Here is a 12,178-nt window from a genome sequence, read left to right as displayed (position 1 = left end):
CGTAGGCGGCCCACTACGACTCCCTTGGATTTTTCTCGTTCCTTGCGCTGCATCCAAACTTCCGCGCCACTTACGGTTCAACTTGGAGCGGGATTTTGGCGCATAGCGGCGCCATTCCAACCCATAAAAAAAGAGCGGCCATTGCTGACCGCTCCGCGTGGTATCGTTTACTTCGAGAGATGCACGTCGGGAATCTCGACCTCATGATGCGTGTCGGGGTCGACGTTCGAATACACGCCGGGCTTCGTCTCGAATGCCTTCAGATTGTCTTCGTTCGCTTCGAGCATATCCTCGACAAAGCGCTCGACGGCGTCTGCAAAATATACCATCATCGTAGATTTCCCCTTTCTCCAAGCATATCGTAAAGCGCCTCGTACAAAGGCGCATCTGAACTGTGTCCAACATAGCACGTTTCTATAGAAAAGAGAAATATGACTTTTTGATTTTCATATAGACTTTAACTATCGTAAAAAACTATACTTTTTGTAACATATATCATAGTTGAATATTTATATATATAGTAAACTTATTCCAACTGTGTTGTGAAGATCAGTCGGACGCGCCGTGCGGCGCATGGAGGGAGATGGTCGGATGACGTTGGTACAGATGCGGTATTTTTATGAGGTTTGCCAATGGCAAAATATCACAAAGGCGGCGGAGCAGCTCCACGTTTCTCAGCCGACCGTCACCGTCGCGATGCAGGCGATCGAGACGGAGACTGGCCTGAACCTCTTCCATCGCGAGGGGCGCAAGATCACGGTGACGAACGACGGAGCGAAGCTGCTTGGCAAGATATCCTATATCCTCGGGGAGGTCACGCGGCTCGACGACGAGATCCGCGATATGGCGCACCGTCACGCCAAGGTGCGTATCGCCATGCCGCTCCAGCTCGGCGTCGTCTTTTTGCCGTATCTGCTTGGGAAATTTCAGAGCGAGCATCCCGAGATCGAACTCGAGATCATCGAGACGGGCGGCGTGAGCGCGCTCCAAATGGTCGAAGAGGAAAAACTCGACTTCGCGCTGACGAATTACACCGTCGATTTCAGCCCGCGGCTGAGCTATTCGAAGCTCTTTGACTGCGAGTGCACCTTCGTCACGCGGTTCGAGCATCCGCTGGCCCCGCGCCATGCGGTCAGTATCCGCGAACTGCGCGACGAGCCGCTCGTCATGCTCGACAGCAGCTTCTTTATCGACCGCCTCGTGCAGGACGCGTTCAGCCAGGTCGGGGAGAAGCCGAACATCGTGCATTATTCGCCGTATCTGCACACCGTGAAGAACCTCGTGCGTGCCGGCATCGCGTCGACGATTCTCGCGCGCCCGTCCGTACTGCCGTCCGACGATTTCGTACAGATTCCGCTGCTCGATCCGATCTTCATCAACAGCGGGCTCGTCATGAAAAAGGGACGGCAGGTCCTCGACGACGTACGTCTCGTTATGAACTACCTGCGCACCCTCACCAAAGAACTCCTCATCGAGGGCGCGGGACGGGCGCAAAAACTATAACGGGCAGAGGAAAGACTGCTCCCGCACGCCGAAAGGCGTTGCGGGAGCAGTTTTTTCGCGCGCGGGCGCTCCTTTTTCGCGCTTCGGCGGCAGGTACGGAGACAGAATATGTTTCTGAGACTGCATTATATGAAAGGAGAAAACGATGCGGGAACAACTGCCGCGCGTGGATTGGATGGTCGGGACGGGGCTCGTCGCCCTCGCCGTCCTGTCTGTATTCTATGGGAGCGCGGAACTGACGAGCAATATCGCGGCGGGGCTGATCGGTTTCCTCGGGCGCACCGCCGCTATGCGGGATGAACGAGGCGGGGGAACGGACGCGTCGGCGCCGCGCAGCGCGCGGGATGAAGGCGCCGTAGGAAAGGACGTGCGGCGATGAGCGCCGTATTGACCGCCGCCCGTATGACCCGTGTCGCCGTGCGCGATCTCGCGCGGCTGGGCGCGGCATACCGTCTTGCGCTGCATTATGCCGCTCTGCGATGCGCGCGGGAGACGAAGATGTACCTCCACTGGACGGCGGGGCATTACGGACAATTCTTCGAGGACTATCATGTCCAGATCGACGCGGACGGCGCGCTCTATGTGATTGGAGACGGGGCTCTCGACAGGCCCTGCGCCGCGACCTATCTGCGCAACAGCGGGAGCGTCAGCATTGCTCTCCTCTGCGCCTATGGCGCGACGACGGCGGATCTTGGCGACGAGCCGCCGACCGGTGCGCAGATTGAGGCGGCGGCACAAGCGGCTGCGGCTCTTGCGGACGGACTTTGGCTGACGATCGACAAGGAGCGCATCATGACCCACGGCGAGGCCGCCGACAACGAGGACGGCGTATATGCGCACGCGCCCTACGGCCCGCGCTCGACCTGCGAACGCTGGGATCTCGAGTATCTCGGTACGGCGGAAAGCCCCGTCTTTCGTCCCCGGGCGGAAGACGGCACGCGCGGCGGCGACGTCCTCAGAGGAAAAGCGGCGTTTTATCGGGAGGCATGGAAGACGACGGGAGGGATATGATACGGAGAGGGGCATTGCCCCTCTTTTTGTATAAAGAAAACCACGCGATAGTCGCGTGGTTCCAAAGAGCTTAAGCGGTGAAAAAAATAGACCCTAGTATGGTAAGCTAGAGCCGAGCCTGCCAGCTTAGCAAGAGCAACCGTACTAGGGAGGTCACATAATGTCAAAACGACAAAATGCAGACACAAATAGTTTAGCACATACGAAGTGGAATTGTAAGTACCACATAGTATTTGCACCGAAATATCGTAGGAAAGTGTTTTATGCAGAGAAGCGGATGGCAATACGAGAGATATTGCGGACGTTATGCCAGTGGAAAGGTGTAGAAATAATCGAAGGAGAGGTGTGTCCAGATCATATCCACATACTGATAAGTATCCCACCGAAAATGAGTGTATCGGGGTTTATGGGGTATCTAAAAGGCAAGAGCAGCTTAATGATATTCCAGAAGTTTGGGAATATGAAATTTGCATATAGGAACCGGGAGTTTTGGTGTAAAGGTTACTATGTGGATACGGTAGGGAAAAACACGAAGGCGATAACAGAATACATCGAAGGTCAACTGAAACGAGACAGGGAATCTGATCAGTTGAGTTTATTTGACCCGAGAGACCCATTTATGGGTAGCAAGTAACAAACGCATGGCTGGCAGGCCAATAAAAAGCGTACTTGTACGCCGCTAGTAATATTAGGGCTATGCCCGAAAATGAAAAACCACCCGCTACGCGGGTGGATATTTATTGCGTGCCCGGATCTTATCGGCTTTTTAGAGAAAATAATATTGCGCGCGCATAAAAACAAGCCGTCGTATGAATCCTGTTCATACAACGGCTTGCTGCATTTTCCTATGGAGCGGGCAATGGGAATCGAACCCACCTCTAAAGCTTGGGAAGCTTTCATTCTACCGATGAACTATGCCCGCGACGTTCTCCATCATAGCAGACGCATGGTGTTTTGTCAATCGCTCATTCCGTTTCGGGCAGGAGCTGGGCGAGTTCCGGCATAAGCGCCGTGATGTCGCGGATGAAGACGCGCAGGACGCTCACCATGACGTCGGGGTCAAAACGGTCGGGGTTATGCGGGACCACCGCGTCGGCGATGATCGTCGTGTCGGAGGTCAGGTAGAACTTTACGAGGCGGCTGTCCTGGTTCTGCCGCATGAGCCAGCCCGTTAAGAGCATGGCGTTCGTGTCGTCCACGGCGTTCTGCGCGAGGCGAATCCGTATCGTCGCGTATGCCGTCGCGTCGATGATGACGATGATCGGGAGGCGGCGCCCCTCGATTTCGACTTCGCTTTCAAAGACGGTCGTTTGGCGTTCGTCGCCCGGCTCGCGGACTTGAAAGCCCGTGATGTTTTCCTTCTTGATATATTCCTCGAATGCCTTGGCCGCCTCTGTCACGACCAATCACCTCCTGCCGCAGATGAACTAATAAAATCATTATAACATAGCGGAGCGAAAAGGGGAAGAAAGGAAACCGGGATATTTACGGGGGCGCGCGGCGATCGGCATGCCGAACATCAAAACGGAGCCGCCGCAGCCGCGCGCGGCGGCTCCGGAAAAATACTCAGAACCGATAGTTGGTCTTGAACCAGAACGTGCGCCCCGGCTCGTTGATATGCGTTTTTGTGGGCGGCGCGAAACCGGCGACATCCGCCAGTTCCGTGTGGTTGACGAATTCGGTGTAGGTTTTGTCAAAGAGGTTGTCGACGCCGAGCGAGAACGAGAGGTTTTCATCCGGCCGGTAGGCGAGGCTCAGCGAGAGAATGCCGAATCCGCCCGTGGGGCCGCTGTCCGTACCCGTCACGCTGCCGTAGCCCGTACGGCAGCGGTTTTGCCTGCCGACAAGGCGCCAGACGGCGTTCGCCTCGCCCTTGCCGCGCGCGTACTTCGCCGTGAGATTCGCCTCGAGCGGGGCGATCTGCGGCAGCGGCGCGTCGTTCGTGCGGTCGTCGCCGCGCGTATAGGCGAGCGACGCGCCGAGCGTCCAGTCGGGGGACACGGTGCGCGTCAGCTCGGCCTCGAACCCGTAGAGCCGCGCGTTCACGTTGCCGTAGCGTGTGCGGCTCATCATGCCCGTGCCGACCGGGGGATAGCGCAGGATAAAATCCTTTACATGACTGTAGTAGAGCGAGAGGCTTGCGTTCGTCTTCTCAGCGCCGTAAACCCAGCCGAGGTCGAGCTGCGTATTGCGCTCTTTTTTCGGTCGGTGCGCTTCGGGGCCGACGGTGCCGCCCGTCCTGCGGTTGCTGTAAAAGTTCCAGGTGTGGAACGACTCCCAGTAGTCGGCGGGGCGTTCGGCGTGACCGAGACCGACGTAAAAGGTAAGCGGCCGGCTCTTTGCCGTGCGTTCCCAGCGGACGAATCCGCTCACGGCATTGTCGGAAGTCGCGCCCGGGATGAGGTCCCGCGTGACCATGCCCATGGGGTTATGGAAGATATTCGCATGGTAGTCGTCCGTCATACGGTCGTAGCGCAGCCCCGTCCTGAGGCGGTCGCGCTCCCGCATCTCGCGGTTGTATTCGAGGAAAACGCCGAGGTTCCGGATCGTCATGTCGTCGGTGAACGCGCTCATCGGTCTGTTCTTATGCGCCTCGGCAAAAGAATGCGCCTGCCGGCCGAACTCAACGCCGACGGCGCCCGTCGCGCGCGGGGAGAACTTCAGGTCGGCGACTGCACGGACACTGTACTGACGGCGCTTTACATCCGTGCCCATCATACCTCTGCGGTAGGTATAGTTGTCCATGAGGTGGTCGATCTCGGCATGGTTGAAGTTCAGCGTAAGCTTTTCGACGACGGGGGACATATGCGCGCGTTCGAACTTCACCGCCCAGCTGTCGCGGTCGAACTTGCTGCCGTCCATACCGCCGTGGGCGAACTTGCCCCAGCCGCGGCTGGAATCATATGCGGCTTCAAAGAGGGTATCTTTATCCGGCGTCAGGCCGATGATGCCCGAAAGACTGTGCCGCCCGTAGCCCGAGTGTACGCGTCGGCCGTCGCCGTCCTTGTAGTCCTGCGCATAGTTGCGCGTCTGGATGAAGCGCGCATAGCCCTCCCTGCCGCCCGCCGTCACGTCGAAGAGGTCGTCGAAGCGGCGGTTCGACGCGCCGAGGACGGAGATATTGCCGCGTACGCCCGGTTTTTCGAACCGCGCCGTCTCGCGCTCGAAGACGACGCTGCCCGCGACGCTCGCGCCGTAGCGTACGCTCTGCGGTCCCTTGTTGACGATGATGCGGCTGTACGTCTCGGGGAACGCATACGTCGCCGTCGGGTCCATGCGGTTCGGGCAGCCGCCCGCCATGCTGCCGCCGTCCATCTGCATCATGAGACGAGAGCCGCCCATGCCGCGCATCATCGGATCGCCGCCGATGCCGCCCTTGCGCACGACCGAGAAGCCCGGAATGTTCTTCAAATAACCGCCGCCGTCCGCCGCCGGGATCGGCTGCCGCGGCTTCTGCGGGTCCGTTACGATCGTCAGCGGATCGTACGAGCGGTAGCCTGTGATCACAACCTCCTCGAGCTCGAACTCGTAAAGCCCGTCCGCTGCGCTCCCCGCACGCATCGTTCCGGCTCTCGTGTGCATCGTATTATCCGCCGCATCGACGTGCGCTCCCGCGAGCGCGGCGCCCAGCAGAGTGCCGAGGGCAAGCGTCATGCGGCGGTGCGTTGTTCGGGTCATTGGAAAACCTCCTGTGGATTCTTTAGAGAACTAAATGAGATTGATTATACTAATAATAATAGAATGATAACACAATTCGAATAACTAATCAATCTATAATTTATCGAGGAAGCCGCCTATTTAACGTGTTTACTTCTCGCGGGTTCGATGCTACAATTTGATTATTGAAGAATCCAAACATTGGGAGGCGGCCTTTATGGAACTTGCAAAGTGTATCGATCATACCTTGCTCAAGACGGACGCGCGGCAAGCGGATCTCGACAAGCTGCTCGCCGAGGCAAAGGCGTACAAATTCGCCTCCGTCTGCGTCAGTCCGATCCGCGCGGCATACGCGGCGCATCGGCTCGCCGGGACGGGGGTCAAGGTCTGCACCGTCGTCGGTTTCCCGCAGGGCGCGACGCCGACCGAGGTCAAGGTGTTCGAGGCGCGGAAGGCCGTCGAGGACGGCGCGGAGGAAATCGATATGGTGATTGCCGTCGGCATGCTCAAAGACGGCGACGAGGACTATGTGAAAAAAGACATTGCCGCCGTTGTAAACGCCGTCAAAGGAAAGGCGATCGTCAAAGTCATCATCGAGTGCTGTCTCCTCACCGACGAGGAGAAACGGACGGCGTGCCGCCTCGCAAAGGCTGCGGGGGCGGATTTCGTCAAGACGTCGACCGGATTCGCCGCGCACGGCGCGACGGTGGAGGACGTACGCCTCATGCGCGAAACCGTCGGTCCCGCGATGGGCGTTAAGGCGGCGGGCGGTATCGGCTCGCGCGCGGATGCCGAGGCCATGATCGCCGCGGGAGCCACGCGCATCGGTACGAGCCGCGGCGTAGATATCGTCGGGTGATGCGCCGCACGAATAAGAACGCCGCGTTTTTCGGGAACGGCCGCACAACAATAGAAGCCCTCCGCACAACGGGGGCTTTTATTGTTGCAGCGCGCGGACACCCGGGCGAGCCGCGGCGCGCCTCTGCGTGAAGGACATCCGACTGCAAAAGAGGACGGGGACCATAGGGAGGTGCCCGCCTTGACAAATATCATGCCGATTGATACGATAGCGCTATAGATAAAATAGAACTGAAGCTGAAAGCAATGAAAAAGGTATACGATCGTTCACGGTACATCAACGATAGATCCTGTCGCGTTTTCACACACTGATCGGGAGGCTGATGGTCATGCGAATCGGAAAAATCTTTTTCTATGCGGCGCTGTGTGCGGCGACGCTGTGCTTAACGGGGTGCGGCGGGACGGATGTGGTCCCGCGCGACAACAGCGGGACGAAGGTGGGCGTCGCGATGCCGTCGCAGCAGCTGCTCCGCTGGAATAGGGACGGCGCATATCTCGAATCGGAGCTGCGCGCAAAGGAGTTCGCCGTCGATGTGGCGTTTGCGGGCGGCGATGCGGTAAAGCAGGCCGGACAGATCGAGGAGATGATCGCAGAGGGGTGCAAGGTGCTCGTTGTCAGCGCTGTGGACAGCAAGGCGCTCGCCCCCGTGCTGGAGCGCGCGAAGCGGGAGGGCGTCACCGTCATCGCCTATGACCGCCTCCTCATGGGAACAGACGCGGTCGATTACTACGCGACGTTCGACAGCTACAGCGTCGGCATGCTGCAGGCGCAGACGATCGTGGACCGGCTCGGGCTTGCGGAAGGGAAAGGACCGTTTTATCTCGAGTTCGCGGCGGGGCCGACCGAGGACAGCAACGCCAAGGTGCTCTTTGCGGGCGCCATGGATGTGCTCAGGCCCTATATAGAACAGGGAAAGCTTGTCGTGCGCTCCGGGGAGAGGACGCAGGAAGAGGCCGCGGTCCCCGGGTGGGCGACGCTGATGGCCGAGGAGCGTATGAAGGGGCTTCTCGCGCAATACGGAGAGGGCACGAAGATCGACGCCGTGCTCGCGGCCAACGACTCCATCGCGCTCGGCGTGCTGGACGCGCTCAAGGAGGCCGGATACGGCACGGCGGGGCGTCCCCTGCCGATCCTCACGGGACAGGATGCCGACCTGCCGAACGTTCACGCGCTCATCGCGGGAGAGCAGACCATGTCGGTCTTTAAGGACACGCGCCGGCTCGCGCTCGAGACGGCGAAGTTGATCGAAGCGATCGTCGGCAGTCACGCGCCCGAGATCAACGATACGCAGAATTTCATGAACGGGAAAAAGGTCGTCCCCGCCCATGTATTGAAGGGAACGTTCGTCGACGCGTCGAACTATAAGAGCGTCCTCGTCGATTCCGGCTACTACAGCACCGTCGACATCGACGGCACCGCATCGCGGGCGCTCGGGGTGAAGTGAGATTCATAGATAGGCAAAAGAAGTTGCTTCCTCGCGGTGATCCGCAGAGGAAGCGGCTTCTTTTTATGCGGTTATGCCGCACAGCACACCTTGGCTGAATTGAGGCGCATTATTGAAAGGGACATCTCACATGCACACGATTGTAAATAAATGGCACATCTTATTCTTTGTCATACTTCTCAGCACCGTATGCGTATGTATGATGGCAGTTCTAGATTTATCCATCTGGGAAGTTCTTCAAGGATGGGAAACGCTCCCGTTCGCGTTATTTTATTCTTACCGGGTGGCTAAGGAACTGCACATGCGCTGTAAGTCATTCATGGCACAGACAAAAAATCGAATCCATATATTCTGTTCATATATACAGAGCGGCTTAAAACCTCGGCTACAAACAGGTTTACGTAGACGTTTGAACGCGCCGTGCAACATCAGATACGAAATCAGTTTCTGCGCATTCTTATACCTGTTAACGAGTCTAAATTGGATGCCGCAATTTTGGCTATGGGCGATGCAGGAAGTCCCTTATGGAAAAACCATTGTTTTAACATGTATCACCATCTTTATGGGTGCCTTTTGTATATATTACGTCAATACAAAAGATTCTATTCGATGGAATGTTATATTTATGTTTATAGCTTGGGTAATCATGTTTCCCTATATTCTCCTATTGATCTCGGCTACGGGGACGGATCCCGCGATACTTTTTCTAGCGCTCGTAGTAGGGCTGGTGCTCATATACAGGACATGCAGTGTCCTCGCAAAATTAACGACAAATCAATTGCTGGAATCAACTTATACGTTTCTCTTCGTCGTATTGAGCGCCGCCTATATCGCGCTTAATTTCGGCTTATACAATAAAGCGCCGGCCTCCTTGTCAAATCCTCTGACATATACCGACCTGTTGATTATCACGCTGGAAGAGCTCCATATATTAACGGGAATTCCAATTGACGGCATGGTACAAGGAAATACTGTTCAATGGATTCGCGTGTGGGAAAAGCTATTGGCGCTCTATGCCGTATTTTTCTTCCTGCCCGCCAAAACGGAGCTTTTAAAAGGAAACAAATAAGTTCTTCTTGTAAAGAAGCGCACTCGAACGGTGCAGACCCTTTACCATCGCAACAAATGGGATAAGTTCATTTCTTTTGCGCGCCCATGCAGTTGATGGTATCGCCGTATTGCGCCGATTAGTCTTTCCGGTTCACGAAAATAATCCAGCCAAAATTTTTTGCTTTTTACCGCATCGCAAGGAAATAGTATCGATTTACAATATTCACTAGGTTTCCCTTTCTCTTTTCCTATCTTTTGCGTATAATTATCGTAATGTTTTTCGGATATGATGAGCAGCATTTCAATTTCGGGTCGTGTATATACATTATATATACGATATCGGTCGGCATATATTTTTCCAAGTTTGAAACTCTCTTTCCTAGAGTCCAAAACACGGATGATGTTCACGGGCTTTTCATAATCTCTGTGCAAATATTCCGTTTCAATATCGCATGCTTTTCGTTTATGCGTCACGCCCCCATCGATTAGCTGCTCCCTATGAAAGATCAGTCGATTCGCATCCAGCAGCAAGTCGATCACCGCTTCCTCGGCAGCCCCCTCACAAATACAAATAATATACGAATCGCGCAGCTTGTCTGCGGTCAGTTCTGAACGTTGCATAAATAATCCTCCAACGCTTTGATATTCTCATGCAGTGGTGCCGTTCCCTTGATATGGTTAGACAGAATGACGTCGCTTTTCTTTACGTCATTGCGCTTAATTTCCGCTGCGTAATTGAGGATCTCAATACAGCCCTTCGCATTGGGTACCTTTCGAGCCACATAGATACTATCTTTACGGTCGATAAAGTCTAGCAGCTCCGCGTAGTGCGTTGAAAAGATAAGGCATGCGCCTTTGGGATTAATTTTCGGGTTTTTGAATATATTGATGATGACGCGCAACAGCTCTTTATTCATATGATTTTCGAACTCGTCGACAATAAAATATCCCCCGCTCGCCAGAACATCTTGCATCAGCACCATCATGTTCTTCCCTTTGATCGTCCCCGAGGAGATGAGATTATTAAGGTGTGAGGGCGATTGGATCGTAATCGGGGCTTTTTGATTCTTAAACCGCACGGTATAGGTAAGATCCACACCGCTGATATCTGTCGTAAGCTCTTCCAAATTCGTATCAAATACATGCAGCACCTCAGGCGCAACTTTTCCCGGCGCCACCAGCATGTTCAAATTAGTAAACGATATAAACTGCCGCAAAGCGGTACGGTCATTCCTTGTTACGCCAATGACGATGCTATCATCATCCTGCAAGACGGCGAGCACTTCTTGCGGCATTTTTGTACGTTGTAAAGCAAACGTTTTAGAATCCGCTTGAAAATATAAGGCGTCCTGTTTGTTTTTTATACTTGACGTTGGCTTTTCATACAAAAATTCCTCGCGGAAAAAAAGAGCCTCTTCTTTATTGCGTACATCAACTTTTTGCCCGATTGTCGCGCGTAGCTGATAATGTGTATTCGCACGGATAAATGTAATTTCCAATTCCGTACCGTCTCGCAAAAGTTCTCTTCCAAGGAGCGTTTTGTCGTTTAAGCCGCGGTTACTTAGAATTAACGACATGGCAAGATAGAGCAGTTTAAGAGCGGACGTCTTCCCCGATGCGTTCATACCGATTAGCGCCACTAGCTTCTGCGTGTAAAGTGTACGATACAACGGATACACCTGTATCGGATCACTCACCCGATCTGTAGCGACAAAATTCATTTCAAATTTGCCGTTTTTATATAGCGGAATATTTTTATATGCAATCCGGAGTATCTTGATCGTATTCATGATTTACCTTCCTTTCTATAATCATATTATAGCACAGATATAAAATATAACCACATTTTTTGGTTATATTTTATGTAAACTTCCTAAAAATTATAAAGCAACCTTGATTTTAGGCGAAAATACTTTCATAACGATCTTATAGCACCTCGTTATATGTGATATCCTGTATCCAGGAGCGCCCCTCTAAGGTCGATAAATATAAGATTCCACATGAACTTTCAAATCTTTGATGAATATCGAACCATAGGAAGGGGAGTATTGTTTCATGAAGCCTCTGCGCAATAAATTTATGAGGAGGAGGCTTTTATGCAAAAACTTCGCGCGTTCTTTGACCGGAGAATACCGCTGCCTCCCTATGTGCTTTGTTCCGGCATTTTGGCTGCGGCGGGAATTTGAATCCTTCGGTAGGGGGCTGTGATCGATGTCCTTACTGCGCTGATAATGCAGGGGGTTAGCGCTGATATTTGTCCCTGCGGTGGAGCGTCTGTTGGGGCGCCGGATTGGTATACATTTGATGTTTTGGACTATTATGTTTACACGCTGTGTATGCCGCTTGTGCTGCAAACATATCCCGCCGCGCGGCGGCTGCGTGACGCGGGGCGCTCGCAGGCGTATCTCCTCGTACCGCCCGCCGTCTGCATCGGCCTCGTCATCCTCGATATGCTGTTCATGTGGGGAACGTTGGCGTATCTAACGACCGCAGAACCCCTCAGCCCGAACGAAGGGCCGGGACTCTTTGCCGGAACGGCCATTCTCGCGGGATTGGGCATCCTACTCTCGGCGGCGCTCTCAGCGATGGGCTTTCTCCTCTTCGGCCTCTTTCGCCGCAAAGAGCCCGAAGAGGCGGATGCAACGGCATGAGAA

Annotated in this window: 13 protein-coding genes and 1 tRNA gene; 8 read left to right on the top strand and 6 right to left on the bottom strand. The window is 54.5% G+C overall.

Going from position 1 to position 12,178, the window contains the following annotated elements; genetic code table 11:
• Positions 1-167: 167 nt before the first annotated feature.
• Complete coding sequence (locus HMPREF9161_RS09995) at positions 168-332, bottom strand: hypothetical protein (RefSeq protein ID WP_009728782.1); 165 nt, start codon at positions 330-332, stop codon at positions 168-170.
• 259 nt (positions 333-591) lie between these two features.
• Between HMPREF9161_RS09995 and HMPREF9161_RS05925 the strand changes: the two genes are divergently transcribed.
• From HMPREF9161_RS05925 to tnpA, 4 genes are all read left to right on the top strand, one after another.
• Positions 592-1,503, top strand: a complete 912-nt coding sequence (locus HMPREF9161_RS05925) for a LysR family transcriptional regulator (RefSeq protein WP_009728781.1) — start codon at positions 592-594, stop codon at positions 1,501-1,503.
• Positions 1,504-1,648: 145 nt separating this feature from the next.
• Complete coding sequence (locus HMPREF9161_RS05920) at positions 1,649-1,882, top strand: hypothetical protein (protein WP_009728780.1); 234 nt, start codon at positions 1,649-1,651, stop codon at positions 1,880-1,882.
• Entirely contained in the window at positions 1,879-2,514 is a 636-nt protein-coding gene (locus HMPREF9161_RS05915; RefSeq protein ID WP_009728779.1) for an N-acetylmuramoyl-L-alanine amidase, read from the top strand. The genes HMPREF9161_RS05920 and HMPREF9161_RS05915 overlap by 4 nt, the downstream gene beginning before the upstream one ends.
• Positions 2,515-2,674: 160 nt before the next feature.
• Positions 2,675-3,148: an IS200/IS605 family transposase gene (gene tnpA / locus HMPREF9161_RS05910; RefSeq protein WP_009728778.1), complete on the top strand. Its 474-nt coding sequence runs from the start codon at positions 2,675-2,677 to the stop codon at positions 3,146-3,148.
• A gap of 214 nt (positions 3,149-3,362) precedes the next feature.
• Here the strand turns inward: tnpA and HMPREF9161_RS05905 are convergent.
• The 3 genes from HMPREF9161_RS05905 to HMPREF9161_RS05895 form a co-directional block, all read right to left on the bottom strand.
• Positions 3,363-3,436: transfer RNA gene (locus tag HMPREF9161_RS05905), tRNA-Gly, on the bottom strand.
• A gap of 43 nt (positions 3,437-3,479) precedes the next feature.
• The gene (locus HMPREF9161_RS05900; protein ID WP_009728777.1) at positions 3,480-3,914 is read right to left on the bottom strand and encodes a hypothetical protein; all 435 of its coding nucleotides are present in this window, start codon (positions 3,912-3,914) and stop codon (positions 3,480-3,482) included.
• Positions 3,915-4,080: 166 nt separating this feature from the next.
• Positions 4,081-6,192 (bottom strand): TonB-dependent copper receptor, encoded by a 2,112-nt coding sequence (locus HMPREF9161_RS05895; protein WP_009728776.1) that lies wholly within the window; start codon positions 6,190-6,192, stop codon positions 4,081-4,083.
• Positions 6,193-6,388: 196 nt separating this feature from the next.
• Between HMPREF9161_RS05895 and deoC the strand changes: the two genes are divergently transcribed.
• The 3 genes from deoC (at position 6,389) to HMPREF9161_RS09955 (ending at position 9,543) form a co-directional block, all read left to right on the top strand.
• Positions 6,389-7,030 (top strand): deoxyribose-phosphate aldolase, encoded by a 642-nt coding sequence (deoC, locus tag HMPREF9161_RS05890; RefSeq protein ID WP_009728775.1) that lies wholly within the window; start codon positions 6,389-6,391, stop codon positions 7,028-7,030.
• A gap of 328 nt (positions 7,031-7,358) precedes the next feature.
• On the top strand, positions 7,359-8,474 hold the full coding sequence (locus HMPREF9161_RS05885) for a sugar-binding protein (protein WP_009728774.1): 1,116 nt from the start codon (positions 7,359-7,361) through the stop codon (positions 8,472-8,474).
• 484 nt (positions 8,475-8,958) lie between these two features.
• The gene (locus tag HMPREF9161_RS09955; RefSeq protein WP_156804652.1) at positions 8,959-9,543 is read left to right on the top strand and encodes a hypothetical protein; all 585 of its coding nucleotides are present in this window, start codon (positions 8,959-8,961) and stop codon (positions 9,541-9,543) included.
• 41 nt (positions 9,544-9,584) lie between these two features.
• Here HMPREF9161_RS09955 and HMPREF9161_RS05875 read toward each other — a convergent pair whose 3' ends face one another.
• Both HMPREF9161_RS05875 and HMPREF9161_RS05870 read right to left on the bottom strand, forming a co-directional pair.
• Complete coding sequence (locus HMPREF9161_RS05875) at positions 9,585-10,145, bottom strand: hypothetical protein (RefSeq protein WP_009728772.1); 561 nt, start codon at positions 10,143-10,145, stop codon at positions 9,585-9,587.
• Positions 10,127-11,314, bottom strand: coding sequence for an ATP/GTP-binding protein (locus HMPREF9161_RS05870; protein WP_009728771.1), 1,188 nt, complete (start codon positions 11,312-11,314; stop codon positions 10,127-10,129). Before HMPREF9161_RS05870 ends, HMPREF9161_RS05875 begins: the two co-directional genes overlap by 19 nt.
• Positions 11,315-11,833: 519 nt before the next feature.
• Here HMPREF9161_RS05870 and HMPREF9161_RS09880 point away from each other — a divergent pair.
• Positions 11,834-12,175, top strand: a complete 342-nt coding sequence (locus HMPREF9161_RS09880; RefSeq protein WP_051010567.1) for a hypothetical protein — start codon at positions 11,834-11,836, stop codon at positions 12,173-12,175.
• The last annotated feature ends 3 nt before the right edge of the window (positions 12,176-12,178 follow it).

It is taken from the genome of Selenomonas sp. F0473 (assembly GCF_000315545.1).
Lineage (GTDB): Bacteria > Bacillota > Negativicutes > Selenomonadales > Selenomonadaceae > Centipeda.
Note: the sequence above shows the minus strand (reverse complement) of the source record. Positions and strands in the feature narration are given on the sequence as shown.

Coding starts and splice junctions, on each gene's coding strand:
- HMPREF9161_RS09995 (WP_009728782.1), bottom strand. CDS start 332: ATGATGGTATATTTTGCAGACGCCGTCGAGCGCTTTGTCGAGGATATG.
- HMPREF9161_RS05925 (WP_009728781.1), top strand. CDS start 592: ATGACGTTGGTACAGATGCGGTATTTTTATGAGGTTTGCCAATGGCAA.
- HMPREF9161_RS05920 (WP_009728780.1), top strand. CDS start 1,649: ATGCGGGAACAACTGCCGCGCGTGGATTGGATGGTCGGGACGGGGCTC.
- HMPREF9161_RS05915 (WP_009728779.1), top strand. CDS start 1,879: ATGAGCGCCGTATTGACCGCCGCCCGTATGACCCGTGTCGCCGTGCGC.
- tnpA (WP_009728778.1), top strand. CDS start 2,675: ATGTCAAAACGACAAAATGCAGACACAAATAGTTTAGCACATACGAAG.
- HMPREF9161_RS05895 (WP_009728776.1), bottom strand. CDS start 6,192: ATGACCCGAACAACGCACCGCCGCATGACGCTTGCCCTCGGCACTCTG.
- deoC (WP_009728775.1), top strand. CDS start 6,389: ATGGAACTTGCAAAGTGTATCGATCATACCTTGCTCAAGACGGACGCG.
- HMPREF9161_RS05885 (WP_009728774.1), top strand. CDS start 7,359: ATGCGAATCGGAAAAATCTTTTTCTATGCGGCGCTGTGTGCGGCGACG.
- HMPREF9161_RS09955 (WP_156804652.1), top strand. CDS start 8,959: ATGCCGCAATTTTGGCTATGGGCGATGCAGGAAGTCCCTTATGGAAAA.
- HMPREF9161_RS05875 (WP_009728772.1), bottom strand. CDS start 10,145: ATGCAACGTTCAGAACTGACCGCAGACAAGCTGCGCGATTCGTATATT.
- HMPREF9161_RS05870 (WP_009728771.1), bottom strand. CDS start 11,314: ATGAATACGATCAAGATACTCCGGATTGCATATAAAAATATTCCGCTA.